Origin of the sequence: Mucispirillum schaedleri ASF457, from assembly GCF_000487995.2 — a bacterium.
GTDB lineage: Bacteria > Chrysiogenota > Deferribacteres > Deferribacterales > Mucispirillaceae > Mucispirillum > Mucispirillum schaedleri.
Window position 1 is genome coordinate 2,023,734 of sequence record NZ_CP097562.1, and the last position, 26,928, is coordinate 2,050,661.

General features: G+C 33.3%; 39 protein-coding genes and 1 tRNA gene. 33 read left to right on the forward strand and 7 right to left on the reverse strand.

The window, feature by feature from the left end; genetic code table 11:
- Window positions 1-758 precede the first annotated feature (758 nt).
- From rplD to rplQ, 30 genes are all read left to right on the forward strand, one after another.
- A complete protein-coding gene (gene rplD / locus N508_RS09370) occupies window positions 759-1,400 on the forward strand; it encodes a 50S ribosomal protein L4 (RefSeq protein WP_023276819.1) in 642 nt (213 codons plus the stop codon).
- The gene (locus N508_RS09375) at window positions 1,400-1,684 is read left to right on the forward strand and encodes a 50S ribosomal protein L23 (protein WP_023276820.1); all 285 of its coding nucleotides are present in this window, start codon (window positions 1,400-1,402) and stop codon (window positions 1,682-1,684) included. Before rplD ends, N508_RS09375 begins: the two co-directional genes overlap by 1 nt.
- Window positions 1,685-1,698: 14 nt before the next feature.
- Entirely contained in the window at window positions 1,699-2,520 is an 822-nt protein-coding gene (rplB, locus tag N508_RS09380) for a 50S ribosomal protein L2 (protein ID WP_023276821.1), read from the forward strand.
- 17 nt (window positions 2,521-2,537) lie between these two features.
- Window positions 2,538-2,816 (forward strand): 30S ribosomal protein S19, encoded by a 279-nt coding sequence (gene rpsS, locus N508_RS09385; protein ID WP_023276822.1) that lies wholly within the window; start codon window positions 2,538-2,540, stop codon window positions 2,814-2,816.
- 5 nt (window positions 2,817-2,821) lie between these two features.
- Complete coding sequence (rplV, locus tag N508_RS09390; RefSeq protein WP_023276823.1) at window positions 2,822-3,241, forward strand: 50S ribosomal protein L22; 420 nt, start codon at window positions 2,822-2,824, stop codon at window positions 3,239-3,241.
- Window positions 3,241-3,894 carry a 30S ribosomal protein S3 gene (gene rpsC, locus N508_RS09395; protein WP_023276824.1) on the forward strand — a complete coding sequence of 218 codons (654 nt, stop codon included), beginning with the start codon at window positions 3,241-3,243 and terminating at the stop codon, window positions 3,892-3,894. The genes rplV and rpsC overlap by 1 nt, the downstream gene beginning before the upstream one ends.
- 2 nt (window positions 3,895-3,896) lie before the next feature.
- Window positions 3,897-4,322, forward strand: coding sequence for a 50S ribosomal protein L16 (gene rplP, locus N508_RS09400; protein WP_023276825.1), 426 nt, complete (start codon window positions 3,897-3,899; stop codon window positions 4,320-4,322).
- Complete coding sequence (gene rpmC / locus N508_RS09405) at window positions 4,319-4,531, forward strand: 50S ribosomal protein L29 (protein ID WP_040637397.1); 213 nt, start codon at window positions 4,319-4,321, stop codon at window positions 4,529-4,531. The genes rplP and rpmC overlap by 4 nt, the downstream gene beginning before the upstream one ends.
- A complete protein-coding gene (gene rpsQ / locus N508_RS09410) occupies window positions 4,521-4,802 on the forward strand; it encodes a 30S ribosomal protein S17 (protein WP_023276827.1) in 282 nt (93 codons plus the stop codon). Before rpmC ends, rpsQ begins: the two co-directional genes overlap by 11 nt.
- Window positions 4,802-5,170, forward strand: coding sequence for a 50S ribosomal protein L14 (gene rplN, locus N508_RS09415; protein ID WP_023276828.1), 369 nt, complete (start codon window positions 4,802-4,804; stop codon window positions 5,168-5,170). Before rpsQ ends, rplN begins: the two co-directional genes overlap by 1 nt.
- Window positions 5,171-5,179: 9 nt before the next feature.
- Complete coding sequence (rplX, locus tag N508_RS09420; RefSeq protein ID WP_023276829.1) at window positions 5,180-5,509, forward strand: 50S ribosomal protein L24; 330 nt, start codon at window positions 5,180-5,182, stop codon at window positions 5,507-5,509.
- A gap of 10 nt (window positions 5,510-5,519) precedes the next feature.
- Window positions 5,520-6,056: a 50S ribosomal protein L5 gene (gene rplE / locus N508_RS09425; RefSeq protein WP_023276830.1), complete on the forward strand. Its 537-nt coding sequence runs from the start codon at window positions 5,520-5,522 to the stop codon at window positions 6,054-6,056.
- A gap of 14 nt (window positions 6,057-6,070) precedes the next feature.
- Window positions 6,071-6,256, forward strand: a complete 186-nt coding sequence (locus tag N508_RS09430) for a type Z 30S ribosomal protein S14 (RefSeq protein WP_023276831.1) — start codon at window positions 6,071-6,073, stop codon at window positions 6,254-6,256.
- A gap of 18 nt (window positions 6,257-6,274) precedes the next feature.
- Entirely contained in the window at window positions 6,275-6,673 is a 399-nt protein-coding gene (gene rpsH / locus N508_RS09435) for a 30S ribosomal protein S8 (protein ID WP_023276832.1), read from the forward strand.
- 13 nt (window positions 6,674-6,686) lie between these two features.
- Window positions 6,687-7,268, forward strand: a complete 582-nt coding sequence (rplF, locus tag N508_RS09440; RefSeq protein ID WP_023276833.1) for a 50S ribosomal protein L6 — start codon at window positions 6,687-6,689, stop codon at window positions 7,266-7,268.
- Between the two features lie 9 nt (window positions 7,269-7,277).
- Window positions 7,278-7,646 carry a 50S ribosomal protein L18 gene (gene rplR, locus N508_RS09445; RefSeq protein ID WP_040637381.1) on the forward strand — a complete coding sequence of 123 codons (369 nt, stop codon included), beginning with the start codon at window positions 7,278-7,280 and terminating at the stop codon, window positions 7,644-7,646.
- A 14-nt stretch (window positions 7,647-7,660) separates the two neighbouring features.
- Window positions 7,661-8,161, forward strand: a complete 501-nt coding sequence (gene rpsE, locus N508_RS09450; protein ID WP_023276835.1) for a 30S ribosomal protein S5 — start codon at window positions 7,661-7,663, stop codon at window positions 8,159-8,161.
- Window positions 8,162-8,735: 574 nt separating this feature from the next.
- Window positions 8,736-9,620 carry an IS30 family transposase gene (locus N508_RS09455; RefSeq protein WP_179077821.1) on the forward strand — a complete coding sequence of 295 codons (885 nt, stop codon included), beginning with the start codon at window positions 8,736-8,738 and terminating at the stop codon, window positions 9,618-9,620.
- 124 nt (window positions 9,621-9,744) lie between these two features.
- On the forward strand, window positions 9,745-10,224 hold the full coding sequence (rplO, locus tag N508_RS09460; protein ID WP_023276836.1) for a 50S ribosomal protein L15: 480 nt from the start codon (window positions 9,745-9,747) through the stop codon (window positions 10,222-10,224).
- A gap of 330 nt (window positions 10,225-10,554) precedes the next feature.
- Entirely contained in the window at window positions 10,555-11,730 is a 1,176-nt protein-coding gene (locus N508_RS09465; protein WP_023276837.1) for a PDDEXK-like family protein, read from the forward strand.
- Between the two features lie 368 nt (window positions 11,731-12,098).
- Window positions 12,099-13,415, forward strand: a complete 1,317-nt coding sequence (gene secY / locus N508_RS09470; protein ID WP_023276838.1) for a preprotein translocase subunit SecY — start codon at window positions 12,099-12,101, stop codon at window positions 13,413-13,415.
- Window positions 13,412-14,059, forward strand: coding sequence for an adenylate kinase (locus N508_RS09475; RefSeq protein ID WP_023276839.1), 648 nt, complete (start codon window positions 13,412-13,414; stop codon window positions 14,057-14,059). The genes secY and N508_RS09475 overlap by 4 nt, the downstream gene beginning before the upstream one ends.
- On the forward strand, window positions 14,059-14,817 hold the full coding sequence (gene map / locus N508_RS09480; RefSeq protein ID WP_023276840.1) for a type I methionyl aminopeptidase: 759 nt from the start codon (window positions 14,059-14,061) through the stop codon (window positions 14,815-14,817). Before N508_RS09475 ends, map begins: the two co-directional genes overlap by 1 nt.
- Window positions 14,818-14,858: 41 nt before the next feature.
- A complete protein-coding gene (gene infA / locus N508_RS09485; protein ID WP_023276841.1) occupies window positions 14,859-15,080 on the forward strand; it encodes a translation initiation factor IF-1 in 222 nt (73 codons plus the stop codon).
- A 13-nt stretch (window positions 15,081-15,093) separates the two neighbouring features.
- Window positions 15,094-15,207 (forward strand): 50S ribosomal protein L36, encoded by a 114-nt coding sequence (gene rpmJ, locus N508_RS09490; protein WP_076653971.1) that lies wholly within the window; start codon window positions 15,094-15,096, stop codon window positions 15,205-15,207.
- Window positions 15,208-15,218: 11 nt separating this feature from the next.
- Window positions 15,219-15,587 carry a 30S ribosomal protein S13 gene (gene rpsM / locus N508_RS09495; protein WP_023276842.1) on the forward strand — a complete coding sequence of 123 codons (369 nt, stop codon included), beginning with the start codon at window positions 15,219-15,221 and terminating at the stop codon, window positions 15,585-15,587.
- Between the two features lie 111 nt (window positions 15,588-15,698).
- On the forward strand, window positions 15,699-16,085 hold the full coding sequence (rpsK, locus tag N508_RS09500; protein WP_023276843.1) for a 30S ribosomal protein S11: 387 nt from the start codon (window positions 15,699-15,701) through the stop codon (window positions 16,083-16,085).
- An 11-nt stretch (window positions 16,086-16,096) separates the two neighbouring features.
- Entirely contained in the window at window positions 16,097-16,723 is a 627-nt protein-coding gene (gene rpsD / locus N508_RS09505) for a 30S ribosomal protein S4 (RefSeq protein ID WP_023276844.1), read from the forward strand.
- 28 nt (window positions 16,724-16,751) lie between these two features.
- Window positions 16,752-17,759: a DNA-directed RNA polymerase subunit alpha gene (locus N508_RS09510; RefSeq protein WP_023276845.1), complete on the forward strand. Its 1,008-nt coding sequence runs from the start codon at window positions 16,752-16,754 to the stop codon at window positions 17,757-17,759.
- Window positions 17,759-18,124: a 50S ribosomal protein L17 gene (gene rplQ / locus N508_RS09515; protein ID WP_023276846.1), complete on the forward strand. Its 366-nt coding sequence runs from the start codon at window positions 17,759-17,761 to the stop codon at window positions 18,122-18,124. Before N508_RS09510 ends, rplQ begins: the two co-directional genes overlap by 1 nt.
- 1,242 nt (window positions 18,125-19,366) lie before the next feature.
- On the opposite strand, the gene rplT is transcribed toward rplQ, so the two are convergent.
- The 6 genes from rplT to N508_RS09545 form a co-directional block, all read right to left on the reverse strand.
- On the reverse strand, window positions 19,367-19,714 hold the full coding sequence (gene rplT / locus N508_RS09520; protein ID WP_023276847.1) for a 50S ribosomal protein L20: 348 nt from the start codon (window positions 19,712-19,714) through the stop codon (window positions 19,367-19,369).
- Window positions 19,715-19,821: 107 nt separating this feature from the next.
- Entirely contained in the window at window positions 19,822-20,025 is a 204-nt protein-coding gene (gene rpmI / locus N508_RS09525; RefSeq protein WP_023276848.1) for a 50S ribosomal protein L35, read from the reverse strand.
- Between the two features lie 41 nt (window positions 20,026-20,066).
- The gene (gene infC, locus N508_RS09530) at window positions 20,067-20,657 is read right to left on the reverse strand and encodes a translation initiation factor IF-3 (RefSeq protein WP_350028807.1); all 591 of its coding nucleotides are present in this window, start codon (window positions 20,655-20,657) and stop codon (window positions 20,067-20,069) included.
- 6 nt (window positions 20,658-20,663) lie between these two features.
- Entirely contained in the window at window positions 20,664-22,586 is a 1,923-nt protein-coding gene (gene thrS / locus N508_RS09535; protein ID WP_023276850.1) for a threonine--tRNA ligase, read from the reverse strand.
- 51 nt (window positions 22,587-22,637) lie between these two features.
- Window positions 22,638-22,709 (reverse strand) — tRNA-Val (locus N508_RS09540).
- A gap of 85 nt (window positions 22,710-22,794) precedes the next feature.
- The gene (locus N508_RS09545; protein WP_023276851.1) at window positions 22,795-23,058 is read right to left on the reverse strand and encodes a hypothetical protein; all 264 of its coding nucleotides are present in this window, start codon (window positions 23,056-23,058) and stop codon (window positions 22,795-22,797) included.
- 46 nt (window positions 23,059-23,104) lie between these two features.
- On the opposite strand from N508_RS09545, the gene N508_RS09550 reads away from it, so the two are divergent.
- The 3 genes from N508_RS09550 (at window position 23,105) to N508_RS09560 (ending at window position 25,931) form a co-directional block, all read left to right on the forward strand.
- Window positions 23,105-24,109 carry an ankyrin repeat domain-containing protein gene (locus tag N508_RS09550; RefSeq protein ID WP_023276852.1) on the forward strand — a complete coding sequence of 335 codons (1,005 nt, stop codon included), beginning with the start codon at window positions 23,105-23,107 and terminating at the stop codon, window positions 24,107-24,109.
- Between the two features lie 371 nt (window positions 24,110-24,480).
- A complete protein-coding gene (aroC, locus tag N508_RS09555; protein WP_023276853.1) occupies window positions 24,481-25,539 on the forward strand; it encodes a chorismate synthase in 1,059 nt (352 codons plus the stop codon).
- Window positions 25,536-25,931 (forward strand): hypothetical protein, encoded by a 396-nt coding sequence (locus tag N508_RS09560; protein WP_023276854.1) that lies wholly within the window; start codon window positions 25,536-25,538, stop codon window positions 25,929-25,931. Before aroC ends, N508_RS09560 begins: the two co-directional genes overlap by 4 nt.
- On the opposite strand, the gene N508_RS09565 is transcribed toward N508_RS09560, so the two are convergent.
- The gene (locus tag N508_RS09565; RefSeq protein WP_023276855.1) at window positions 25,928-26,509 is read right to left on the reverse strand and encodes a TetR/AcrR family transcriptional regulator; all 582 of its coding nucleotides are present in this window, start codon (window positions 26,507-26,509) and stop codon (window positions 25,928-25,930) included. The genes N508_RS09560 and N508_RS09565 overlap by 4 nt on opposite strands.
- Window positions 26,510-26,928 lie beyond the last annotated feature (419 nt).

The window sequence follows — 26,928 nt, forward strand, 5'->3', positions numbered from 1 at the left end:
TCGGCAGAGCGTGTTTTTTCAAATTCATGGACGAATTTGAAAATAAAGGACAAATTAAGATACTTCGCTATATTTCAAGCTCAGTAAGACAGGTAAGCAGGTTTAATAATGTAATGCAGGGACAGGAAGTCCCGTCTTTAGTGAGCGATAGCCGAACTTTTTTCGGCAGAGCGTATTTTTTCAAATTCATGGACGAATTTGAAAATAAAGGACAAATTAAGATACTTTGCCTTTGGCTCAGTATGACCTGATTGTAATAAGCTGTATTTCTGGATAAGTTCTCATAGTTACAGCTGTTATAATAATTCACATATTGTCATTTTGAGCATAGTGAAAAATCTAAATTATTTATATTATAAGAGTGCATAATATATTTAATTTATCTTATTTTTATACACTTCGCTATATTTCAAGCTCAGTAGAGTTATATTTTTTTTAAATTATAATATTTTTTTGATAAGTCTATAATAAAATAAATTGTTTTATATCAAGCACTTACATATAAATAAAAAAACTTTTAAAAAAAGTAAAAAAAAACTTGATATTTTTTTTAAAATATGCAAAAGTATCTATCCGTGCATAAAGCATTATGCCTATATCTATGCTCAAAAATAAAGATATAGTGAAAAAGTTAATAACAAGGCATTAAGCCTTTTAAATAAAAGATTTTGTGCGATAAGCTTTTAAGCCTTTTATGCACAAATACATATATCAGGATATCCTATCTGGTATATGTGAAAAATTTTAGAGGAAATCTAATGGCAAAAATTGATGTATTTGATGTGAAAAACTCAATAGTTGGCTCAGTTGATTTGCATGATGCTATTCTTGATTATCCAGTAAATACTGTATTAATCCATGAAGTAGTTAAAATGCAGCTTGCCTGCAGAAGAGCAGGAACTCATGCAACTAAGACTAAGGGTTTAGTTTCCGGTGGTGGCAGAAAGCCGTGGAAACAAAAAGGAACTGGCAGAGCTAGAGCTGGTTCTTCAAGGTCTCCATTATGGAGAGGCGGTGGCACAATATTTGGACCACAGCCAAGAGATTATTCTTATTCTATGCCTAAGAAAAAGGTTAAAAACGCATTAAGAAGTGCAATCCATGCAAAATATGATGCAGGTGCAGTTGTTGTTTTAGACAGCCTTTTTGTAGAAAATGGCAAAACTAAAGAAGCAGTTGAAATCTTAAAAGCTTTCAATGCTGACAGAAGAGTTCTTATTGTAGTTGATGTAATTGATGAAAAAGTTGCTAGAGCTTTCAGCAACATTCCTTATGCAGACATATTACATGTAAATGGTTTAAATGTTTATGATATTATGAACTCTTACAAAATAATTTTCCTCAAAAACAGTCTCCCTATGGTAGAAAAAGCCACAGGCGTTGCAGTGGAAGGTGCATAATGATTACTAAGTATGATGTTATAAGAAAACCCTTTCTTACTGAAAAAGCAATGATGATGCAGGAAAAAGGCCTTAATTCTGTTGTTTTTCAAGTGCATACAGATGCTACTAAAACACAAATTAAAGAAGCTGTTGAAGATTTACTTAAAGTTAAAGTTGAGCATGTTCGCACAATGAACTTTAAAGGTAAAGAAAAACGCTTTGGCAAAATTCTTGGCAGAAGAAATGATTGGAAAAAAGCTATCGTTACTCTTAAAGAGGGCGAAAAGCTTGACATCGTGTAATGGGAGAGTGGTAAATGGGTATCAAAACCTTTAAACCGACGTCAAAAGGCGTTCGTTTTAGAACAAACAGCGATTATGCGGATATCACTACTTCTACTCCGGAGAAATCGCTTACAACAGTTCTTCAATCAAAAGGCGGTCGTAATAATAGAGGCCGTATTACAGTTCGTCACCAAGGTGGTGGCAATAAAAAATTATACCGTATTATTGACTTTAAAAGAAATAAAGATGGTATTCCAGCTACTGTTGCAACAATTGAATACGACCCAAATCGTTCTGCTCGTATTGCATTAGTTGTATATAAAGATGGTGAAAAACGCTATATTGTTGCTCCAATATCATTAAAAGTTGGTGATATTATTCAAAGCGGCGAAGGTGCAGATATTAAAGCTGGTCATGCTATGGCATTAAAAGATATGCCTGTTGGAACAGTAATTCACAATGTTGAATTAAGACCTGGTAAAGGTGGTCAATTAGCTCGTTCAGCTGGTTCGTATGCTCAGCTTCTTGCAAAAGAAGGTGAATACTGCCATGTAAGGCTCCCATCTGGTGAGATTAGGCTTGTTAAAGCTGAATGTAAAGCAACTATTGGTCAAGTATCTAACACAGAACATGAAAACTTAAAAATTGGTAAGGCTGGTAGAAAACGCTGGAAAGGTGTTAGACCTACAGTTCGTGGTGTTGCGATGAACCCAGTTGACCACCCAATGGGTGGTGGTGAAGGTAGAACAAGTGGCGGTCGTCATCCTACTACACCTTGGGGTAAACCAACTAAAGGTTACAAAACTCGTAAGAAAAACAAACCATCTAATAAGTATATTGTATCTAAAAGATAGCACGATAGGAGGGCAATGTGCCAAGATCGCTTAAAAAAGGACCTTTTATAGACGCTCATATTGAAAAAAAGGTAAAAGAAGCTAAAGAAACTAACAGCAAACAAGTTATAAAAACTTGGTCACGCAGAAGCACTATCGTGCCAGATATGATAGGCTTAACATTTGCTGTTCATAATGGAAATAAATTTATCCCTGTCTATGTTACAGAAAACATGGTAGGTCATAAGTTAGGTGAATTTTCTTTGACTAGAACTTTTCGTGGTCATAAGAAAGATGATAAAAAGGTCAAAAGGTAAGTCGTATGGATGTTAAAGCAGCAGAACCATCAAAAGCACCTGTTAAAAACAAAAGAAAAAATCAAAGAGATTTAGAACCGGGTGTTAGGGCAGTAGCAAAGTTCGCTCGGGTATCCACACGAAGAGCCCGTGAAGTAGCAGCTCTTGTTAGAGGCAAACAAGTTGAGGAAGCTATGGCTATCCTTAAATTTACTCCACGCAAAGCAGCTGCTATTATTGCAAAAGTTATTAAATCAGCTATGGCAAATGCTGAAGAAAACCACGGTATTCGTGATGTGACCCGCTTAAAAGTAGGCGTACTTAGAATTGAAATGGGGCCACCTATGAAGAGGTTTACTCCTCGTGCATATGGTAGGGCATCTCTTATCCGTAAACCGACTACTCATATCAAAGTAGTTTTACAAGAAGAAACGGAGGTGAAATAGTGGGACAGAAGGTTAATCCTAATGGTTTCAGACTCGGTGTAAACAAAAGCTGGAATTCTGTATGGTATTCTAATAAAAAAGAATACAGCCAAAACTTAATTGAAGACATCAGAATTCGTAAGTATTTAAGGGGACGCTTAAATCAGGCAGGCATTGCACAAATTGGCATTGAGCGTATGAGTTCTAAAATCAGAGTGACTCTCAATACTAGCCGTCCGGGTATTGTTATTGGTAAAAAAGGTGCGGAAATTGAAAAGCTCAAAAGTGAGCTTAAAAAATTCACTTCAGCAGAAATATTACTTGTTATCCGTGAAGTGAAAAAACCTGAGCTTGATGCAACATTAGTTGCAGATTCTATTGCTCAGCAGCTTATTCGCCGTGTAGCTTTTAGAAGAGCTATGAAAAAAGCTGTTTTACAGACACTTAAATCTGGTGCATTAGGCATCAAAGTAATGTGTGGCGGAAGGCTTGCAGGTGCAGATATTGCACGCAGCGAATGGTATATTAAAGGACGCGTTCCTCTTCAAACTCTTCGTGCAGCTATTGATTATGGCACAGCAGAAGCTCTTACAGCCTATGGTATTATAGGTGTAAAAGTATGGATATTCACTGGTGAAATCCTTGAAGACAGAAGCGGCAAGGGGGCAGAATAATTATGTTAATGCCAAAGAAAACCAAATACCGCAAAATGTTTAAAGGCCGTATTAAAGGTAAAGCTCAAAAAGGTAATACTGTTGTATATGGTGATTTCGGTTTAGTAAGCGAAGATAAAGCAAAAATAACAAGCCGTCAAATTGAAGCGGCTCGTATCGCCATTAACCGTTACTTAAAGCGTGGTGGTGATGTAGTAATTAGAATATTTCCACACAAACCTATTACTAAACGACCAGCTGAAGTTCGTATGGGTAAAGGTAAAGGTCCTCTGGAAGGGTATGTTGCTCCTATTAAAGAGGGAACAGTTTTATATGAAATTGGTGGAGTAGATGAAGCATTAGCTAGAGAAGCTTTCCGCCGTGCAGCTCATAAACTGCCTGTTAGATGCAAAGTTATTGCAAAAGCAGCATCAGAAGAGGTGAAATAGTGAAAGCAGCTGAAATTCGTGAATTAAGCACAGAAGAATTAATGAAAAAAGAAGCGGAACTGAGAGAAGATTCTTTCCGTCTCCGTTTTAAACTTTCTACAGGCGAGCTTGAAGATACATCTAAAATTAAACAAACTCGCAAGGATATTGCTCGTATTAAAACAATACTAGCTGAGCGTCGTAAGCAAGAGGTTGCAAATGGAAAGTAGAGGGCGTAGGAAAGTTCGCCGCGGCATAGTCGTAAGCGATAAAATGCAGAAGACAGTTACTGTTAAAGTAGAGCGTCAAATCCTGCATCCAATGTATAAAAAATTCATCAAACGCAGTAAAACTTTCTTTGTTCATGATGAAGAAAATACTGCAAGAGTAGGTGATTTTGTTCAAATAGTTGAAACAAGACCACTTAGTAAGAATAAACGCTGGAGAATCGAGAGCATCATTACCCGCTCTGTTGAGTCTACAGGCGAGGAGACTGTTTAATGATTCAAGTTCAATCTCGTATGACAGTTGCTGATAACTCTGGTGCGCGAGAAATCATGTGTATTAAAGTGATAGGTGGTTCTCGCAAACGCTATGGTAAAGTCGGCGACATTATAGTGGCAAGTGTAAAAGAAGCTAGCCCAGACAGTAATATTAAAAAAGGTGCGGTTGTTCGTGCTGTTGTTGTTCGCACAGCTAAAGAAAAACGCCGTGCAGACGGAACATATATTAAATTTGACGATAATGCAGCAGTTTTATTAAACAAACAAAATGAGCCAATAGGCACACGCGTTTTCGGTCCAGTTGCCAGAGAATTAAGGGGTAAAGGTTTCCTTAAAATAGTTTCTATGGCACCTGAAGTATTATAGGAGTTAAGAATGCCTATAAAATATAAACTTAAAAAAGATGATCCAGTTGTTGTTATAGCTGGTAAAAACAAAAAAACAGTATCTAAAATAATAAGTTTAGATAAAGAGAAAGGTCAAGTGGTTGTAGAGAATGTGAATGTTGTAAAACGCCACACTCGTCCTAACCAAACTAACCCGGATGGCGGTATAGTGGAAAAGAATATGCCGTTTTCCATCTCTAATGTAATGTATCATTGCAGTAATTGCAAAACAGGCGTTCGTTTAGGTGTTAAGTTTTTAGAAAACGGCAAAAAAGTTCGCTATTGCAAAAAATGTAATGAAGTTATTGATAAGGCATAGGTGGAAAGATATGACTGAATTAAAAGAGAAGTATCTCAAAGAAGTTGTTCCCCACATGATGAAAACTTTTTCTTACAAAAACATTAATCAAGTGCCTGTAATTGAAAAAGTTGTTCTTAATATGGGTGTAGGTGAAGCAGCTGCAAATGCAAAAGTTCTTGAACATGCTATCAATGATATGACTAAAATAGCTGGTCAAAAACCAGTTGTTACAAGAGCTAAAAAATCAATAGCTGGTTTCAAAATCCGTGAAGGTCAGGCTATTGGTTGTAAAGTTACTTTGCGTCACAATGTTATGTATGAATTTTTACAAAGATTTTTCAATATAGCACTTGCACGCGTTCGTGACTTTAAAGGTGTAAGTCCAAAATCATTTGATGGCCGTGGCAACTATGCTGTGGGTGTTAAGGAACAAATTATCTTCCCGGAAATTGATTACGATAAAATAGATAAAGTACGCGGATTAGATGTAATTATTACTACGACGGCTAAAACCGATGAGGAAGGCAGGGAACTGCTTAAAGCTCTTGGTATGCCTTTCGCTTAAGTAGGAGGATATGAATGGCTACTACTGCGAAATATAACAGTGCTTTTGAAAAGAAAAAATTTCAAGTGCGTAAAAATAATAGATGCCCACTTTGTGGTCGTCCGCGTGCTTTTATGAGACGGTTTAATATGTGCCGTATGTGTTTCCGTAAACTTGCGTTAAATGGTGATATACCAGGTGTTCGCAAGTCAAGCTGGTAGGATTGGAGGAGCAGTATAATGAGATTGACTGACCCTATTGCTGATATGCTTGCGCGTATGCGTAATGCATTAATGGTTAAGCATTCAGAAGTTACAATACCTTATTCAAAAATAAAAGAAAGCATTGCAGCTATCTTTAGAGATGAAGGTTATATAAAAAATTACAGAGTTGTTACAAACGGCAATAAAAAAGACATTATAGTTTATTTAAAATATAACGATATGAATGAGTCTGTTATCCGTGGATTAAAGCGTATATCTAAACCGGGTAGAAGAGTTTATGTAAATACTAAAAACTTAACTCTTGTATTAGGCGGCTTAGGTAATGGTATTATATCTACATCTGCTGGTATTAAAACAGTGAAACAATGCCTTAATGAAAAAGTAGGCGGCGAATATCTCTGTCAAGTTTGGTAATTGGAGTATTATTATGGCACAAAATAGTCAAACAGCCCAAAAGCCGAAAGTTAAAGTATCTCGTATTGGTAAAACACCAATTACTATTCCGGCGGGGGTAAAAGTAAATGTTGAGGGCTTTCTTGTTAAGGTAGAAGGTCCAAAAGGGAAACTGTCACAAGAAATTAGTGAAGGTATCATTGTTAAAGTTGACGGGTCTCAAGTAATAGTGGAATGTGCTGATGGTTCAATTGGTTTAAGACAAAAACATGGACTTTTCAGAACACTTATTGCTAACATGGTTGAAGGTGTAACTAACGGATTTTCTAAAAATCTTGAAATAATCGGTGTAGGTTATAAAGTTGTTATGAAAGGTAAAGATTTAGACCTTTCTATGGGCTTTTCTCACCCAGTTATATTTAAAGCACCAGAAGGTATAGAGTTTTCAGTTGATGGAACTACTAAAATCTCAGTAAAAGGTATAGATAAACAGCTTGTTGGTCAAGTTGCAGCAAATATCCGCAAAATAAGAAAACCAGAGCCATACAAAGGTAAAGGTATCCGTTATGCAGGTGAATATGTTGCTATGAAAGCTGGTAAATCTGGTAAAAAATAAGGAGAGCAGATAGTGAGCAGGTTGAATAAAGCTGACGGACGCGTTAGGCGTCATATCAGATTAAGAAAAAAAATCCGCGGGACAGAGTCTCGTCCACGCCTTGCTGTATTTAAAAGTAATACAAACATATATGCTCAGGTTATCAATGATAAAACTGGGGAAACTATTGTTTCAGCAAGCTCTCTTGAGAAAGAGTTCCGTGCAAAATTCGGTGGTAAATTAAACATTGAAGTTGCTAAAACTATTGGCGAAACAGTTGCTAAACGCGCTAAAGAAAAAGGTGTGCAGGCAGTTGTATTTGATAGAGGTGGCTTTATATATCATGGCAGAATAAAAGCATTAGCAGACAGCGCACGCGAAGCTGGTCTTGAATTCTAATTAGGGGGTATGATTTGAGTACAGAAGAAAAACAATTATCTGATAAAGTTGTTCACATTGGCAGAGTTACAAAAGTTGTTAAGGGTGGACGCATATTCAAGTTTACAGCCCTTGTTGTAGTTGGTGACCACAATGGTAATGTAGGTATCGGTCATGGTAAAGCAAGAGAAGTGCCTGATGCTATTCGTAAAGCTATGGATAATGCTAAGAAAAATATGGTAGCTATTCCAGTTGCAAAAGGCAGTATCCCGCACGAAATTATTGGTAAATTTGGAGCAAGTGAAATTATTATGAAGCCAGCTGCTCCTGGTACCGGTATCATTGCTGGTGGAGCAGTTCGTTCATTATTTGAACTTGCTGGTATCCACAATATTCTTGCTAAATCTGTTAGAAGCAGAAATCCATATAACTCTTTATATGCTGCTATGAATGGATTTAAAAATTTAAGAACAATAGATCAGGTTGCATCAGCACGCGGTCTTGAAATTTCAGACATTATTAAAAATAATAAATAATTTATGGGGCATAAAGCCCCATAAATTTTATCATTCCTTATATACTTACTAAAAATTTTATATAGTATCCTAACAATTTCGCAGTATTAAATGCTCTATAAACACAATATGTTTCGGCAATACTTCAGAATAGGCATTATATGGCATTACTCTGAATAATAAAAATATCTCAATTATATCATATTGAACCCAAAAGGCGAAATATCTATATTGTAAAATGCAACCTATAATATAGTATTAGATAAACAGATTAATAAAAATTGCGAACCAATTAATACATTTTTATATATTTAAAATGGTAAAATCTAAAAACGATTGCGAAAAAGTGAATAAATAAAAAAGTGGTTGTTAAAACTCTTTAAATAAAATAATATTTTTTAGCTAAAAAATAAAGTAAGAGAGGTAACAACCACAAATGGATACTACACCAAAAAATCGTAAAAATAAACACTTAAATGCATTTGAGTGTTATAAATTAGAAGGTCTGTTGAAATCCAAAGTTAGTGTGTTGGAAATAGCGTAGATATTATGCAGGTCTAAAAGCACGATATACCGAGAAATAAAGCGAGGGACAGTGGAATTTCTCAACAGTGACTTGAGTGTAAGGAAAGAATATAGTGCATACTATTCTCTAAATATAAGGCAAGGTTTAATGAGTAAAACAGGTAGGAAATTACAATATAACATTGAATATGGCTTATTAGACTATATACAGAGTAAGTTAGATGAGAAGTATTCCCCAGATGTTATATCTGGAGAGTTAAGGCATCAGTGTATATCAACAATAAGTACCCAAACAATATATAACTATATATCATTAGGACTATTAGAAAGTATAGAATATAGAAAATATACTAAACAATGTAAAAGTAATCCACGAACAGCCTATAATAATACACGCGGCAGAAGTATAGACGAACGACCATTTGAACTGAAAGAGCGACTATATGGCAATTGGGAGATGGATACAGTGGTGGGCAAACAAGGCAGTAAATCAGCCTTACTGGTGCTTACAGAACGAGTATCACGGTTTGAAATAATAATCAAATTAAGAAATAAAACACAGAAAAGTATAATAGCAGCATTAGATAAGTTAGAAAGAAAGTATAAAGATAAATTCAGCTTAATATTTAAGAGCATAACAGTAGATAATGGTGTAGAATTTTTAGATATGGCAGGTTTAGAAAAATCAGTGTATGATAAAGTATCTAAACGAACAACTATTTATTATGCTCACCCTTATTGCTCTTGGGAGAGGGGAAGTAATGAGAATAATAATAAACTTATAAGGAAATTTATTAAAAAGAAAACTGATATTAAAAACTTTTCAGCTGCTTATATTAAAAAAATACAAGACTGGATGAATAATTATCCTAGAAAATTATTTAATTATAAATCGGCTAATGATATATTTTATGAGAACTTAAACAACTGCTTAAAATGTTGCAATCGTTTTTAGATTTTACATTATATATTTAAAATTTTTACTTTACTTTTAAAATTAATTATTATACATTACTATTTCATTAATAGCGGCTTGCGTTAGAGAAAAGCGAGTAAGTCGTTAAATTTAGGAGAATAGAATGCAACTTAATGACCTTAGACCAGGACATGGTGCTAACAAAGAAAGAAAACGCAGAGGCAGAGGAACAGGCAGCGGTCAGGGAACTACTGGCGGACGCGGTAACAAGGGACAGAATGCTAGAAAAAGCGGGCAGGTTCGCGGGGGATTTGAAGGCGGTCAAATGCCATTACTTCGCCGTATTCCAAAAAGAGGCTTTAACAATACTCAATTTGCTACAGTTTATGAAATAGTTAATTTAGCAGATATTGAAGAAAGATTTGAAGCAGGCGAAGTAGTTAATGCTGAAAATTTAAAATCAAGAAGATTAGTTCACTGCAATGAAGACGGCATCAAAATATTAGGCAATGGCGAATTAACTAAAAAATTAACTTTTGAAGTTGATAAAGTTTCAAAATCTGCAGAAGAAAAAATCAAAAAAGCAGGCGGCGAAATCAAGTTAATTGAAAAAGTAAAATATACTGCTAAAAAAGACAAATAAATCTTTTCATAGAAGCCGCCTTTTATAAGGTGGCTTTTTTTATATTAATTATTCTTTTTTTATCAAATATTTATCTATAAATATGTATAAAATATGTAGATGTTTCTATATCAACACCTTAAAATAATAGAGTAAAACGGTAGACTGTTTAGTGAAAGATATATTCCATAAAATATTTGTGATGATATTATGTATATTCATAAAATAACAGCAAAGTCAATAATTCTATTTGACAGAATATTCATATATCAAGTGGATTAAAAGCAGTTTTAATTTATAAAGCAGCATAATAATAATTTTAAAAAATATATAATATTGGGATGGAAAAATATGAGCGAATACAGCTTAAAAGAACAAATAAGAGATTTGTTATCATCTTATGATTTTAAAAGACTAACACATAAAAAAGATGATGTTAATATTTTTAAAATATTAAATATATGTGAGAAAGAAAAAATTCATTCAAATTTTTTGGCTTGGCTTTTTAGTCCTTATGAAAGTCATGAGCTTAATAATATAGCATTAAAAGAATTGCTTATACAGCTTTCAAAAAAAGAAGCAGAGTATATAAGCCTGCTTTTACTAGATTATTCTGATTTAGAAGTATATAGAGAATATACAATAGATAACGGCAGAAGAATAGATATTTTAATGGAAAGTAAAAATAATAAAGTAATTTTTATTATTGAAAATAAAATATGGAGTGGAGAAGGTGATAATCAGTTAGAAGATTATAAAAATTATATAGATGAAAAATATAGTGATTATAACAGGATATTTTTATTTCTTACTCCAGAAAAAGAAAGAAAAGAAAAATATAAAGGATATATTCATATAACATATAGTATGATTTATAGTGTTCTAAATTGTGTATTACAGGAAAATCAAATTAAATTTGAGATAGGTGTAATTATAAGACAATATGAAGAAATAATAGGGAGATATATTATGGGCAGTATAGATAAAGAAATGATAGATTTATGCAGAAAATTATATGTGGCGCATAAAGAAGCATTAGATAAAATACTACAGTATGGCTTGCCAGAATATTATTATACATATTTGATTTCTGAAATATTAGAAAGAGATAGTATATATGGATGTGAAATAGTTAGGAAGTATTTAGATAAGCACTATATAATTATAATTCCAATATGTAGTGATGATATAAAAGATAAGCTAATATGTGGTGCAAATAGTGACAGAGATAATTATATACTTACAATATCAATTGAACCAAAAAAAGAATATACTGATTTATATCTACAAGTTACATTTCCAGATATAAATAATAATGAAATCCAACAAACAAATTATAAAAAAATAATTAATGCTGTAGAAAGAATTGGATTTAAGAATAAATGGAGAAATAATAAAGGTAATTGGTATAATATTATGGAAGAGCGTATCATTAATAGCCAACAAGCAGTAAATGTAGAACTTCAAAAAAAAATAAAATCTCTAACAGATAAATTTAATGATATAATAAACTGTTTTAATGAATAAAAAATATATATAGTTATTCATTGTTGCATATATTAATATATAATATAATAACCAGTATACACTGGTGAAAATGACTCTTATGATATGAAATTGTGACTGTTTATTATGAATATTTTGTAAATGAGTTTACTGATTTTTGGAATATGGCTTATAATGGGGGCAGTTGTGGTAACTTCCAACAGGAAACCACGAACCATTATAAAATAATATTATAAGCAAATTTTTAAATGCTCTATGTAGTATATATAGGTGTAATACTGTATAGAGCCATTTTTTTTTGCAGATTTCAATATTTTATTTGCAAAATCTTTTTATATATGGTATCAAATTTCTTTATAGTGTATTTTATTTAATTAAAGGCGGACAAAATGTTTAAGAAAATTGAGGAAATATTTTCTATTCCAGAATTAAGAAAGCGTATTTTAATGACCTTAATGCTTCTAGCAGTGTTTCGTATAGGTGCACATGTGCCTACTCCCGGTGTTAATGGTCATGCATTATCTCAATTTTTTCAAAATGCAGGTAACAGTTTACTAGGTTTCTTTGATATGTTTACAGGTGGTGCATTAGAAAAACTTACAGTTTTTGCAATGGGTGTTATGCCTTACATTTCAGCATCAATCATTATGGAACTTTTAGCTGTTGTTATTCCTACTCTTGCTGAGCTTAAAAAGAGAGGCAGCGAGGGCAGGGCTAAAATAACAAAATATACAAGATATTTAACAGTTGTTGTTGCAGTTATTCAAGGTCTTGCAATATCAATAGGTATTGAAAATATGAGAGCACCAGATGGCTCACCAATTGTTTTTATGGATGGCTGGCAGTTTAGATTTATTGCAACATTAACTCTTACAACTGGCACTATGTTTTTAGTATGGCTTGGTGAAAAAATAACATCTTATGGTGTTGGTAATGGTATGTCATTAATCATTATGGCAGGTATTATATCATCATTTCCTGGTGCAGTTATAAATACTTATTCATTAATGGAAACTGGCACAATTCAAATTATTCCATTAATTATAGCTGCTGCAATTATGGTTGGTGCTTTTATAGCTATTGTATTTATGGAGACTTCCCAAAGAAGACTGCCTATTCAATATGTTCGTAAAGGTAATGCTGGCGGCACTGTTAATGCAGGCAATTCTTATTTGCCATTAAGGCTAAACCCAGCAGGTGTTATTCCTATAATCTTTGCTTCTACATTAATCACACTTCCTGCTACACTTGCAACATTTATGCCGCAGGACCCACTGGTGCAAAAAACTAACTTTTTCTTTTCGCCAGAATATCCAGTATATTATGTATTAGAATTAATTTTAATTGTATTCTTTACATATTTTTATACATCAATTATCTTCAATCCAACAGATATTGCAGATAATATTAATAAATCAGGAGGTGTAATGCCGGGCAAACGCCCTGGTATTGAAACAGCTAACTATATAGACTATGTGCTTACACGCCTTACATTTGTAGGTGCAATATATTTAGCAGTAGTTTCTGTTATGCCGCAGTTATTTATTAGAGCATTTGGACTTCCTTTCTATTTTGGCGGAACAAGTCTTTTAATTGTAGTGGGTGTTGGTCTTGATGTTATTCAAAAGATAGAATCTCACTTACTTACTCATAACTATGACGGCTTTCTTAAAAAAGGCCGCATTAGAGGGAGAAATTGGTCATGAAAAACATTGTATTTTTAGGTGCACCTGGTGCAGGCAAAGGAACACAGTCTGAGTTTATTATTAAGAAGTATGGTATCATACAAATCTCTACTGGTGATATGTTAAGAGCAGCTGTTAAAGCAGGCTCACCACTTGGAAAAGTTGCAAAAGAGTATATGGATAATGGTAAACTTGTAACTGATGAAATCATTATAGGCTTAATGAAAGAAAGGCTTGCTCAGCCTGACTGCAAAAATGGATTTATATTAGATGGTTTTCCAAGAACATTAGCTCAGGCGAAAAGTTTAGATATTATGCTTCAAGAAGATATGAAAACAGAAATTACTCATATTATAAGTCTTGAAGTGCCTGATGAATATATAGTAGAAAGAATTACTGGCAGAAGAACAAGCCCTGTTACTGGTAAAATATACCATGTTAAATATAACCCACCTGCTGTTGAGGGAATGGCAGAAGATGGTAAAACACCGCTTATACAAAGAGATGATGATAAAGAAGAAACTGTTAAAAAACGCTTAGAAGTTTTCCACGAACAGGCTGATGCTTTAAAATCATACTATAAATCAACTGGTAAATTATTTATAGTTGACGGCACAAAAGCACCTGATACAGTATTTGCTGAAATAGAGGAAATACTTAAATAATGGTTGTTTTATACTCTAAAAGTGAGATAGAAAAAATAAAAGAGGCTTCTTTAGTTGTTAAAGAAGTCTTTAAACAGTTAAAAAGTTACATTAAGCCGGGAATTTCAACAAAAGATGTTGACAAACTGGTAGAAGATGTTATATACTCAATGTCCGCCATACCATCAAGCAAAGGTTATTATGGTTTTCCGGGTTCATGCTGCACATCTGTTAATAATGTTGTAGTGCATGGAATACCAGATGATAACACTATACTGAAAGATGGCGACATTATAAGTGTTGATGTGGTAGCCAATAAAAACGGCTTTCACAGTGATGCTTGCAGAACATTCCCTGTTGGGAATATTAGTGCGGAAGCAGAGTGTCTTATAAAAGTTACAAAAGAGGCTTTTTTTAAAGGCATAGAGTTTGCAAAAGTGGGAAACAGAATTTCTGATATTTCTCACGCTATCCAAACCCATGTTGAAGCGGCTGGTTTTGGTGTTGTTAGAGAATACCAAGGGCATGGAGTTGGAAGAAATATGCATGAAGAACCATCTATTCCAAACTATGGCAGGCCAAACCGTGGTTTTAGATTAAAGTCTGGTGCGGTATTGGCAATTGAGCCAATGGTTACTTATGGTAACTATTCCATTAAAGTGTTAGCAGATAAATGGACAGCAGTTACTGTGGATAATTCTATTGCAGCTCACTATGAGAATACAGTGGTAGTTACAAATGATAAACCGCTTATTCTAACAATTGAAGATGAAGCCTAAATTTTGGTTTCACAACGCAGTGTTGAGGAGAAGAGAACATAATGAGTAAAAAAGATGACGTTATTGAAACATCAGGCATAGTAGCAGAGGCACTGCCAAATGCTCAGTTTAAAGTTACTCTTGAAAATCAACATACCATACTTGCCCATTTATCAGGCAAGATGAGAATGAACTTCATCAGAATCTTACCTGGTGATAAAGTAACTGTTGAACTTTCACCTTATGATTTGACGAAGGGCAGAATAACATATCGGCAGAAATAAACGGAGCAGACAAATGAAAGTAAGAGCTAGCGTTAAACCGATTTGCAGCAAATGCAAGATTGTGAAAAGGAAAGGGGTAATCAGAATAATCTGTGAAAATCCCCGCCACAAACAGAGACAAGGCTAAGGAGGCGGATAGTGGCGCGAGTAGCCGGAGTTGACATTCCAAATAACAAGAAAGTAGAAATCGGTCTTACCTACATTTATGGAGTAGGTAGAAGAACAGCCCGCAAACTTATCGAAGAAACAGGTATCGATAGCAACAAGAGAGTGGCTGAGTTAACAGAGCAGGAAATTTCCTCAATCAGAAAATTATTAGAGGAAAACTATAAGGTGGAAGGTGATTTACGCAAAGAAATCGGCCTTGCTATCAAACGCCTTATGGAAATAAACTGTTACCGCGGCTGGAGACATAAAATGGGTCTTCCAGTTAGAGGGCAAAAAACTCGTTCTAATGCAAGAACTCGTCGTGGTCTTGCTGGTAAACGCGGTATAAAAAGGAAGTAAAACTTGATAGTGGTCTTATTATAAGACACTGCACAGATATTAGCTGGACTACTTGTTAAAGGGTATTCAATGCATGTTAATAGTCTGTCAAAATGCTACTTTGGAGGAACCATGGCAGGTCCTAGAAAATCAGGTAAAAAAGAGAAAAAGAGCGTCCCAAGGGGTATAGCTCATATTAATTCTACATTTAACAACACTCATGTTGCTTTTACTGATGTAAAAGGTAATGTAGTATGCTGGGCAACTGGCGGAACAGAAAATTTTAAAAACTCAAGGAAATCCACTCCTTTTGCTGCTCAACTTGCAGCTGAAAATGCAGCTAAAAAAGCTGTTGATTTCGGTATGAGAGAAGTTGAAGTTAGTATTAAAGGTCCGGGTTCTGGTAGAGAAAGTGCTATTAGAGCAATTCAAGCAGCTGGAATCAAGATTACTGTTATTAGAGACATTACACCCGTTCCACATAACGGATGCCGTCCTATTAAGAAAAGAAGAGTTTAGGAGAGGATACCTTGGCTAGATATACAGGTGCAAACTGCAAACTATGCAGACGCGAAAATATGAAGCTTTTTCTTAAAGGTGAGCGTTGTTACAAAGACAAATGTGCTTTTGAAAGAAAAGAATACGCACCAGGTCAACATGGCAAAATGCATAAAAAATTAAGCGACTATGGTGTTCAGCTTCGTGAAAAACAAAAAGCAAAAAGAATTTACGGCGTATTAGAATCTCAATTCCGCAGATATTTTGAGAAAGCGTCTTCTGTTGAAGGCATTACAGGTGAAATTTTACTTCAATTTTTAGAACGCCGTCTTGATAATGTTGTTTACAGAGCAGGTTTTGCTTCAAGCCGTAAAGAAGCTCGTCAGATGGTAAAACATGAACATTTTACTGTAAATGGCAAAAAAGTAAGTATTCCATCATTCTTAGTTAAATCTGGAATGGTAGTAGAAGTTAAAGAAAAAAGCAGAAACCATGCAAGAATAATTGAATCTCTTGATACTGCTGTAGGTAGAGGAATTCCAGAATGGATAACTCTAGATAAGCAAAACTTTAAAGCAGAAATTAACCGTCTGCCAGAAAGAACTGATATCGCTTACGATATTCAGGAATCGCTCATCGTAGAGCTCTACTCTAAATAACGCTTTTAAAGCGGAGGATGCATTACCTATGATAATGATGAATTTTAGGAATTTAATAAAACCTAAAAGTATTGAACCGGTTGGTCAGATTTCAAGCACTTCTGGCAAATTTATTATTGAGCCATATGAAAAAGGGTTTGGAACAACTATTGGTAACGCTTTAAGACGAGTTATGCTTTCTTCTATTGAAGGCACAGCCGTTGTTGGTGTGCGTATTTCCGGAGTTACAAATGAGTTTTCAACTATTCCAGGCGTCATTGAGGATGTAGTAGAGATTCTCTTAAATATTAAAGACCTTACATTATGTTCTTGTATACCAGAACAGACTAAGGTTTTTATTAAGAAAAAAGGCAAAGGTCCTGTTACTGCAGGAGATATCCAGAGCGACGGCACAGTAGAAGTGCTTGACCCAGAACAACATATTTTAACAATAAGCGATGATAACCTTGATTTATATATGGAGCTTATTGTAGAAAGAGGTATTGGATATGTTCCTAGCGGCGAATTTGAAAATAAATTCAATAACGAAATTGATATAATGCCTGTTGACGCTATATTTACTCCAATTAAAAGAGTAAATTATCATGTAGAAAATGCTCGTGTTGGGCAAAGTACTGATTATGATAAGCTGATATTAGAAATTGATACTGATGGTTCTGTTAGACCAGAAGAAGCAATGGCTTTTGCAGCAAAAATAGTTAAAGACTACATGACTCAGTTTATAAACTTTGAAGAAAAAGATGAAGAAGAGGCAGATGTTGAAGAGAACAGAGGAAACAGCCAGATTCTTGAAATGCTTGATAACAGTATTGAAGAATTAGAGCTTTCTGTTCGTGCATATAACTGTCTTAAAAATGCTAATATTAAAACTCTCCATGAGCTGTGCAGCAAAACTGATGGTGAAATGCTGAAAACTAAAAACTTTGGCAGAAAATCACTGGAAGAAATTAAAAAAGTTCTTTCTGACTTAGGTTTAAGCCTTGGTATGGATTTAGAGAGTTTAGGCTATAAGAAAAAGGATACTGAGGTTGAATAATGAGACACAATGTGGTTAATAACAAGTTTAGAATGAAGACATCTCACCGTATTGCTACTTTTCGTAATATGACAGTGTCTTTAATAGAAAATGGTAAAATTGAAACTACACTTGATAAAGCAAAAGTTTTAAGAGGTGTTGTGGAGCCATTAATCACTCTTGCTAAAAAAGGCGATGTTCCTGCAAGAAGATTAGCTCTTAAAAAACTCCCACATGCTGTAAGTGTTAGAAAACTTTTCCATGAAATTGCTCCTGTTTTCAAAGACAGAAATGGCGGATATACTAGAGTATTAAAAACTGGTCGTCGTCAGGGCGATAATGCTGAAATGGCAATAATTGAATTTGTAGAAGAAATCAAACAATAATTTAAGGGGCTTTTAAAAGCCCCTTTTTTATCTTCCTGATACTTTATTTCTGTATTTATTATTATTTTTATTTCCTTTTATATATTTTTTCAATTTATTTATAATGAGTATATATTGTATCCAGATAGTATATACTATAATTGTATTATAAAAAAGTTATTAAATATCCGTATCAAGATTTTACATATATTTAATAATGCTCTTTATTAGATTTAGCTGATATTCCCATATTATTTTACTATATAAAATCTTCAACCAGTATGCAAAGTATTTTTATGGAATGATTTGCTTGTCTGAAAGTTTTAAGCATAGCAGGCTGCAGCACAATGCGAGTGTTTTTGCTGGGACAAGATTTCTTTGAGAGAGTGGCTGGAAGTGAAAATATTAGCTGGAATAGTATTAGATAAAACATATTAATACAAATGTTTCTGACTTATTAAGACATTATCATAGTTTAAATATATCTAGCTTAATGTGTTCTAGATTTACTCAAAATCTTGTGTATAAGTCATTTTGAGCCTGATTTTATAGGCGAAAAATCTAAATTATATATATTGCAATAGTGTATAATATGTTTAAATTATTTATTGTTTTTAGATACTTCGCTTAAAAGTCAAGCTCAGTAATACAAAATCGTAATAGTTATTATCATGAATAAAGTGTTATATACTCACATTTATTATGGTAAACAATATATAATTATCACAGTAATTCACATATTATCATTTGAGCATAGCGAAAAATCTAAATTATATATATTGCAATAGTGTATAATATGTTTAAATTATTTATTGTTTTTAGATACTTCGCTTAAAAGTCAAGCTTAGTAGGACATAATAGTTATTATCATGAATAAATTATTATATACTCACATTTATTATAGTAAACTATATATAATTATCACAATAATTCACATATTATCATTTGAGCGTAGCGAAAAATCTATAATTATATATATTGCAATAGTGTATAATATATTTAAATTATTTGTTTTAGATACTTCGCCAAAGCCTCAGTATGACTTATTTACTTTCATTATTTTTATAATTATTTTACATACACTAAATAAGATTATCTTTATTGTTTAACATTAAAATAGCGAACTTGTATGATACGGCTTAGATGAAATGGCAGGAGTTCTGTAAAATACAGAACTCAAACCATATAAAATTATAAAATTTGTCCAAAAATTTGGTTTACTCTTACAATTAGAGCTTTTAAATTTATAAGTTTTATATAAACTTATTTTGTAATGCTTTTTACTAATTCTGTAAAAGCTTCAGGAGCATTTATAGCCATTTCTGAAAGAACTTTACGGTTTAAATCTATACCAGCTTTTTTCAGATTACCCATAAGTTTGCTGTATGAAGTATTGTTTAATTTAGCAGCAGCAGAAAGACGAGTAATCCATAATCTTCTCATATCTCTTTTTTTCCTGCGTCTGTCTCTGTAAGCATAGCATAAAGCTCTCTCAACAGTAGGGCGGGCAATATTATAAACTGTCCTTCTTCTGCCTCTGAATCCTTTTGCTAATGCAAGTATGTTTTTTCTTCTTCTTCTGGTTTTATAACCACCTTTAGCTCTAGGCACTTGTTCCTCCTTGTTAAGTCTCTTTTTGACTTAGGTTATTTGTTTTTGCCTGTCATACGGCGGCCTAATGCCGTATACATAGCGGATTAAGTTATAAGATAATAATCTTAAGCATAAGGCATAATGCGGCGCATGTTTGCAGCCACTGTGTCAGTGATAACGCCTGTTTCTTTTAACTGACGCTTACGCTTTCTACTTAAACCAGTAGCAATGTGTCTCATTCCTTGTTTTTTGAAGATGAGCTTACCATTAGCACTAATTTTAAAGCGTTTTTTTGCACCCTTATGGGTTTTCACTTTGTGCATAGCCATGTTGACTCCTTTATAGTTTCTAGCTTTACAAAATTAAGCGTTTATTTAGCTGCCTTTGGGGCAATAATTATCATCTGCTGTTTGCCTAATATTTCAGGTTTTTTCTCCATAGTGCCTAAATCTTCTACATCTACTGAGATTTTATTTAAAAGTTCGGTGCCAGAGTCAAGAAACATTATTTCTCTGCCGCGATAGCGGATAATTATCTTGACTTTATCACCATCAGTTAAAAAGCGTCTTATATGTTTTAATTTAACATTATAATCATGCTCTTCAATTTTAGGGCGGAATTTAATTTCTTTAATATCAACCTGATGTTGACGCTGTTTTTTGCGAGCCTCTTTTTCTTTTTTGTTTTTTTCAAACTTGTATTTGCTGTAGTCCATAATACGACATACAGGCGGCTTTGCATTAGCAGCAACTTCCACTAAATCCAGTCCTTTATCCTTAGCAGCACTAATTGCTTCATGTAACGATAAGATACCTAGAGCCTGTCCACTGTCATCAATAAGACGAACTTCTGTGGCAGTTATCTCATCATTAATCCTTTCTTTGTCTCCATCTTTAACTGACGGTATGATACACCTCCATAAGAGAAATAATTCCCTTAAAAACCTTTCTAGCCTATATATATAATATTATTCAGCCCACAATTCAAGAGATTTTGAATCTACTAATGATTGTAATACACTAATATATGCAGAAAAATCAAGATTATTTTTTGTTTCTCCATTTCTTAAACGGACAGAAACTTTATTTTCATTCATTTCATTGTTTCCAACAACTATCATATGCGGCACTTTTTCCATTTGTGCTTCTCTGATTTTGTAGCCTATTTTTTCATTTCTTAAATCTTTTTCTACTCTTATGCCAGCCTGTTTTAATTTTCTGTATAAAGTTTCTGCATATTCTGCACTTTCATCTGTAATATTCATTATTTTAACTTGAACAGGGGAAATCCATACAGGAAAAGCTCCAGCAAAGTGCTCAATTAATACCCCTAAAAATCTATCAACAGAACCTAATATAACCCTGTGCAGCATAACTGGGCGGTGTTTTTCACCATCTTGACCAATATAGCTTAAATCAAATCTTTCTGGCAGGTTAAAATCGCACTGGATAGTTGCACACTGCCAAAGTCTGCCAATAGCATCTTTTAATTTAATATCAATTTTAGGGCCATAGAAAGCACCATCACCTTCATTAATTGTATATTTCAAACCTTTATCTTCAAGGGCATCAATCAATGCTTTTGTTGCAGTATCCCATACTTCAACTGAGCCTATAAATTTTTCTTCTGGTCTTGTAGATACTGTATGTATAAATTCAAAACCAAAAATATCCATTACAGTTTTAACAAAATCTAATATGTTTGTGATTTCTTCTAAAAGCTGGTCTTGACGGCAGAAAATATGTGCATCATCTTGAGTAAATGCTCTAACACGCATAAGTCCATGTAACACACCTGATTTTTCGTGCCTGTGCACTGAGCCAAGCTCAAAATATCTTAATGGTAAATCTCTGTAACTGTGTAAATCATTTTTATATATCATAATGTGAGATAAGCAGTTCATTGGTTTAATGCCAAATTCCACACCATCTATCTCTGTAAAATACATATTTTCCTTATAGTTATCATAGTGTCCTGAGCATACCCACAAGTCTTTTTTAAGTATTGTAGGACCGTAAACTATGTCATAACCTCTTTTGATATGTTCTTCCCTTTCAAACTGCTCTAAAACTGCTCTAAGCATACCACCACGCGGCAGATATATAGGAAAACCTGCTCCTGCATCTTCTTCTATTGTAAAAAGTTTAAGCTGTTTGCCAAGGCGTCTGTGGTCGCGTTTTTTAGCTTCTTCAAGCATATTTAAATAGTCATCAAGCTCTTTTTTAGAAAACCATGATGTGCCATATATTCTTTGAAGCTGTTTATTTTTTTCATCACCTCGCCAGTATGCTCCAGCAACTGATAACAGTTTGAAATGCTTTATTTTGCCAGTAGATGATATATGCGGACCACGGCAAAGGTCAGTAAAATCACCCTGTTCATAAAGAGAAACTGTATCAACACCTAAATCTTTAATAATTTCAACTTTATATTTTTCATCTTCTTTTGTGAAACGGTCTATTGCTTCACTGGAAGATATTTCTTTTCTAGTAACAGCAATATTTTCAGCAGAGATTTTTGCCATTTCCTTTTCTATTTTTTCTAAATCTTCCACAGTAAATGGAGTGTCTCTGTCAAAATCATAATAGAAGCCGTTTTCTACAACAGGTCCAATAGTAACTTTTGTTTCAGGATAAAGCCTTAAAACAGCCTGAGCCATTAAGTGAGCTGTAGAGTGTCTAAGTATCTCTAATGCTTCCTTATCAGATTCTGTTAATATTTTTATATTATCTTCATTATGGAGTGCAGTATTTAAATCAACAATTTTATCATTAACAACACCTGCTACTGCTTTTTTTGCGAGGCTGTTAGAGATTTTTTTGGCAGCATCTAATATAGTAGAATTATCTTCTAGTTCTATTTTACCACCATCAGGTAATGTTATATTCATAATTAGCTCCTTATACATTTGCAGTTGTATGAGCTGCTATCTTAAAAAATATAGGCGAGAGCGGGATTGAACCGCTGACATTTGCCACGTCAAGGCAACGCTCTCCCACTGAGCTACACGCCTAAAAGATTATACAGTAAATAAAGTTTATAATAGGAAAAAATAGAATAGTCAATAAAAATCATATTATTTTATTCAAAAATGATTACTATTTTGGTGGAAAATATTTAAGAGCGATTTTTTTTCCTATAATCTGCCCTGCAATGCCAAAAATCATAAATATAAACACATACCAGAATGAAAACCCTGCAGAGCGGCGAAGTATAGCAGCAACAGGTATTGGTGCATGAATAGATAAAAACCACATAATACTGTATGATGTAAAGCGACTTCTAACCATACCAAAAGGTACATTTATGAAAAAGCATATAATACCTATTATAAAAATTGTAAAAATTGTTTCATAGCTCATAATATTTATGTTATAATTATTTTATATCAATTTGTAAAGGTGCTTTATGAGTAAAAAAATAGTAATTTACTTAATATCTACATTATTATTTATTACAGGCTGTAATAAAAATAATGAAATAAATGAAAGTTTAGATACTAAGCAGGATAATATTTCCAGCAGCAGCGAAGAAGTTTCACTATTAGAGCCATTATCAGAAGATGGAGAAGTTATCCAAAATGCAGCAGTTCCAAAATCAGAAGGGGAAGGGATAGATGTAATAACATCTGTGCAGGCTGATAAAAATATTCCTGCTGCTACAAGTGAACATGATGTGGCAGTATTTTTCCGTGCAATATATGATAATAATACTGCAAAAATCAGCGATTTTTTACATGACGGCTTTGACATTAATGCAATGAATAAAAATGGGGAAAATGCAGTAAATGCTGCTATTGCATCAGGCAGTTATTATGTTTTACAGTTTTTAATAGATAATGGAGCAAATCTAAACAGCACATCAGATACAGGGATACCGCCATTAAGTCAGGCAATTTTAGAATATAATAAACAGGCAGTGGATATGCTTCTTAACAGTAAAAAAGTTGATATGTATTATGTGTGGGGAGATATATGGACCGGCTCGCCTTTATATATTGCATGTTCAAAAGCTAATGTTTATGCACTTGAAAAAATGGTAGAAAATGGTGCAGATTTAAATTATGATTTTAGTGAATACAATGCCGTTCCTTTAATACACTATGCGTTAAATTATAAGCAGTATATAAAACAAGAAGAATACAGGGAGTTAATCGCATTTTTAATATTAAATAAGATAAATGTTAATATTAAAAATAATAAAGGGCATACACCTTTAATGACTGCTTTAAAAAATGGTGATATAGATGGCTTTAATGCACTAATTGCAGGCGGTGCAGACATTACAATAAAAGATGATGATGGTAAAACTGCACTTTTTTATGCAGAACATTTGAAAGGTTCATCAATGCTTCCTGATAATGAATATAATAAGATAATTCATTTATTATCAATGGATAATGGAACGAAATAATATGATATATTAATTACTTGCAGCAGGAACAGATGTAAAGTAAGTAAATAATGTTATACTGAGCTTGATTTATAAGCGAAGTATCTAAAAATAGATAATTTAAATATATTATACATTGATGTAACATATATAATTTAGATTTTTCGCCTTTAAAAATTAGGTTCAAAATGACTTATATGATAAAATTTTTGGATAAGGCTATACTATTTTTCAGCTTTTTCTCTTAATAATGTTGAGCTTTTAAGGCTGGGACACTATAAAGTGCTTGCAATTAATGTAATATTAAATATAGTATTAACTTTAATATTTGTTATGGCAGGCGATACTTTATATAAAAAAGTATTTATCTGATTATAAAACTGGAGCAGTAAATGTATTCAAATTCCTATGGAGAATGTTTTAGAATAACTACATTTGGAGAAAGTCACGGTGCAGCAGTAGGTGTAATAATAGACGGCTGCCCGTCAGGTTTAGAATTAAACAATGATGATATACAAAAAGAGCTTGATAGGAGAAAGCCGGGGCAGAGCAAAGTTTCTACTCTCCGTAAAGAAGATGATATGGTGGAAATTCTTTCAGGAGTATTTGAAGGCAAAACAACAGGGACACCAATAGCTTTAATAGTTAAGAATATGAGCCAGAGAAGTCAGGATTATAATGAGATAAAAGACTTATTTCGTCCGGGTCATGCAGATTTTACATACTTTAAAAAATTTGGCATTAGAGATTACAGGGGTGGCGGCAGGGCATCTGCCAGAGAAACAATAGGCAGAGTTGCTGCTGGTGCTGTTGCAAAAAAAATACTGGCATTAAAAGGCATAGATATTTTTGGTTTTATTGTGCAGATTGAGAATGTAAAAGCAGAAAATTTTGATAAAGAATTTATAGAGCAAAACCCTGTGCGGACAGCAGACAGGCAGGCTTATCCATTAATGGAAGAAGCTATTTTAAAGGCTAAAAAAGAGCTTGATTCTGTAGGCGGAGTAGTGGAGCTTTGTATAAAAAATATACCTGCTGGCATAGGGGAGCCAGTTTTTGACAGGCTTAATGCAAGACTTGCTTATGCGATTATGAGTATTCCTGCTGTGAAAGGTGTAGAGTTTGGGGCAGGGTTTAAAGCTGCATCTATGCGTGGAAATGAAAATAATGATGAAATCACACCAGATTATTTCCTTTCAAATAATTCAGGCGGCACTCTTGGCGGCATATCTTCTGGGCAGGATATAGTATTAAGGTTTGCAGTAAAGCCTACATCATCTATTTTAATACCAAAAAAGACAATAGATATAAATGGACAACCAAAAGAGATTGTTACAAAAGGCAGGCATGACCCGTGTGTTGCTCCCCGTGGAGTAGTTGTTGCAGAAGCTATGGCTGCATTAACTATTGTTGATATGATGATGATACATACTGGCAGGAATATTATATGAGAAAATGCTTATCTTTTGCAGTGATATTAGTGATAGTATTCAGCTGGGGATGTTCAGCAACTTATAAGAAATACTCCCAGAGAATATCTGTTTCTGCAACACCAAAAGAAATTTTTGATATAGATATAGAGCTGCGGTTTGTTTCTGCCACATCGCTTGAAAAAAAAGAAATGAAAAAAAAGCTGGCAGAGCAGGGACTGCATGTATTTACAGGATACACAAGGGGTATGATGCAAGGCACTGTTATACCAGACAGACAGTTTATTGCATCTATCCGCAGTTTTGTAATAAGGTATAAGCCTTATGTAAATAGTAATGAAAAACAGATATTTGATGAGATATTAAAAGCTCTTGATGAACTTGATTTATATCTGAATAAAAGCTCTAATTAATCTTTTCCATAAATAAGTTTAAGGATTTTAACTGATTCAAGCCCTGTGATTTCTACTACAAGTTTAGAAAATTCATCTACAGATAGTTTACTGCCGTATATAAACCAGTGAATAAGCAGGCTCACAACTCCAGAAACATAGTATTCAATATAATATTCTATATTTTCCTTATGGCAGTTTGCTTTTTTTGCTTCATTTATAAGATTATCCTTGAGCATTTTTTTCATACGCATCATAAACCTAGGATTATCATTTTTTGTAAAAAGAACTCGCAGATATTTTTCATTTTTTTTATAGTTATCAATTATAACAGAAAGTTTTTCCTGATTATATGTTTCATCTATGATAAAGGCTTGTATAAGCTGTGACATTTCTTTAATTTCAAGCATAACTTCTTTTTCAATAACATCAAATATTTCATATATGTTTTTAAAATATAAGTAAAAGACCCCTCTGTTATATCCAGCAAGGTTAGTTATTTCAGAAATTCTTATTTTGCTTATTTCTTTTTCAGAATACAGTTTCCAAAATGCATCTTTTAAAATTTCAGGTGTTTTTAATTTATTTTTATTGTCCATAAACTTATCCTTAATATTTAACATATATTATATTTAATCTTAAATTAATTCAACAAAAAATATGCTTTATTGCATAAAATCTATGATACAAAAAATCAGATAATATCTTAATAGATTAGCAGTTTTTTTAAAAAACTGTTACTTGTAGTGAATATAGCAAGAGAATTTAAAATAAACTATGTTTTACTGAGCCTTAAAAGCGAAGGAACTTATTTTATCCTTTATTTTCAAATTCATCCTTGAATTTGAAAAACCACGCTTGGTCGCAGTAAATGCTCCCATCGCTTACTTTCAGACGGGACTTCCTGTCCCTGCATTATCTTACTGAATCTGCTTCTATGGCATACTGAGCTTGATTTATAAGCGAAGTATCTAAAAACAGATAATTTAAATATATTATATATTGATGTAACATATAT

Bases quoted from the DNA above. Each gene is read 5' to 3' on its own strand.
- rplP (WP_023276825.1), top strand. From the start codon at position 3,897: ATGTTAATGCCAAAGAAAACCAAATACCGCAAAATGTTTAAAGGCCGT.
- rpmJ (WP_076653971.1), top strand. From the start codon at position 15,094: ATGAAAGTAAGAGCTAGCGTTAAACCGATTTGCAGCAAATGCAAGATT.
- N508_RS09560 (WP_023276854.1), top strand. From the start codon at position 25,536: ATGAGAAAATGCTTATCTTTTGCAGTGATATTAGTGATAGTATTCAGC.
- rplD (WP_023276819.1), top strand. From the start codon at position 759: ATGGCAAAAATTGATGTATTTGATGTGAAAAACTCAATAGTTGGCTCA.
- rplO (WP_023276836.1), top strand. From the start codon at position 9,745: ATGCAACTTAATGACCTTAGACCAGGACATGGTGCTAACAAAGAAAGA.
- N508_RS09375 (WP_023276820.1), top strand. From the start codon at position 1,400: ATGATTACTAAGTATGATGTTATAAGAAAACCCTTTCTTACTGAAAAA.
- rplE (WP_023276830.1), top strand. From the start codon at position 5,520: ATGACTGAATTAAAAGAGAAGTATCTCAAAGAAGTTGTTCCCCACATG.
- N508_RS09430 (WP_023276831.1), top strand. From the start codon at position 6,071: ATGGCTACTACTGCGAAATATAACAGTGCTTTTGAAAAGAAAAAATTT.
- rplQ (WP_023276846.1), top strand. From the start codon at position 17,759: ATGAGACACAATGTGGTTAATAACAAGTTTAGAATGAAGACATCTCAC.
- aroC (WP_023276853.1), top strand. From the start codon at position 24,481: ATGTATTCAAATTCCTATGGAGAATGTTTTAGAATAACTACATTTGGA.
- rplV (WP_023276823.1), top strand. From the start codon at position 2,822: ATGGATGTTAAAGCAGCAGAACCATCAAAAGCACCTGTTAAAAACAAA.
- rpsQ (WP_023276827.1), top strand. From the start codon at position 4,521: ATGGAAAGTAGAGGGCGTAGGAAAGTTCGCCGCGGCATAGTCGTAAGC.
- N508_RS09475 (WP_023276839.1), top strand. From the start codon at position 13,412: ATGAAAAACATTGTATTTTTAGGTGCACCTGGTGCAGGCAAAGGAACA.
- rpmI (WP_023276848.1), bottom strand. From the start codon at position 20,025: ATGGCTATGCACAAAGTGAAAACCCATAAGGGTGCAAAAAAACGCTTT.
- secY (WP_023276838.1), top strand. From the start codon at position 12,099: ATGTTTAAGAAAATTGAGGAAATATTTTCTATTCCAGAATTAAGAAAG.
- rplN (WP_023276828.1), top strand. From the start codon at position 4,802: ATGATTCAAGTTCAATCTCGTATGACAGTTGCTGATAACTCTGGTGCG.
- N508_RS09465 (WP_023276837.1), top strand. From the start codon at position 10,555: ATGAGCGAATACAGCTTAAAAGAACAAATAAGAGATTTGTTATCATCT.
- N508_RS09565 (WP_023276855.1), bottom strand. From the start codon at position 26,509: ATGGACAATAAAAATAAATTAAAAACACCTGAAATTTTAAAAGATGCA.
- rplX (WP_023276829.1), top strand. From the start codon at position 5,180: ATGCCTATAAAATATAAACTTAAAAAAGATGATCCAGTTGTTGTTATA.
- map (WP_023276840.1), top strand. From the start codon at position 14,059: ATGGTTGTTTTATACTCTAAAAGTGAGATAGAAAAAATAAAAGAGGCT.
- rplF (WP_023276833.1), top strand. From the start codon at position 6,687: ATGGCACAAAATAGTCAAACAGCCCAAAAGCCGAAAGTTAAAGTATCT.
- N508_RS09510 (WP_023276845.1), top strand. From the start codon at position 16,752: ATGATAATGATGAATTTTAGGAATTTAATAAAACCTAAAAGTATTGAA.
- rplB (WP_023276821.1), top strand. From the start codon at position 1,699: ATGGGTATCAAAACCTTTAAACCGACGTCAAAAGGCGTTCGTTTTAGA.
- infA (WP_023276841.1), top strand. From the start codon at position 14,859: ATGAGTAAAAAAGATGACGTTATTGAAACATCAGGCATAGTAGCAGAG.
- thrS (WP_023276850.1), bottom strand. From the start codon at position 22,586: ATGAATATAACATTACCTGATGGTGGTAAAATAGAACTAGAAGATAAT.
- N508_RS09545 (WP_023276851.1), bottom strand. From the start codon at position 23,058: ATGAGCTATGAAACAATTTTTACAATTTTTATAATAGGTATTATATGC.
- N508_RS09550 (WP_023276852.1), top strand. From the start codon at position 23,105: ATGAGTAAAAAAATAGTAATTTACTTAATATCTACATTATTATTTATT.
- rpsH (WP_023276832.1), top strand. From the start codon at position 6,275: ATGAGATTGACTGACCCTATTGCTGATATGCTTGCGCGTATGCGTAAT.
- rpsK (WP_023276843.1), top strand. From the start codon at position 15,699: ATGGCAGGTCCTAGAAAATCAGGTAAAAAAGAGAAAAAGAGCGTCCCA.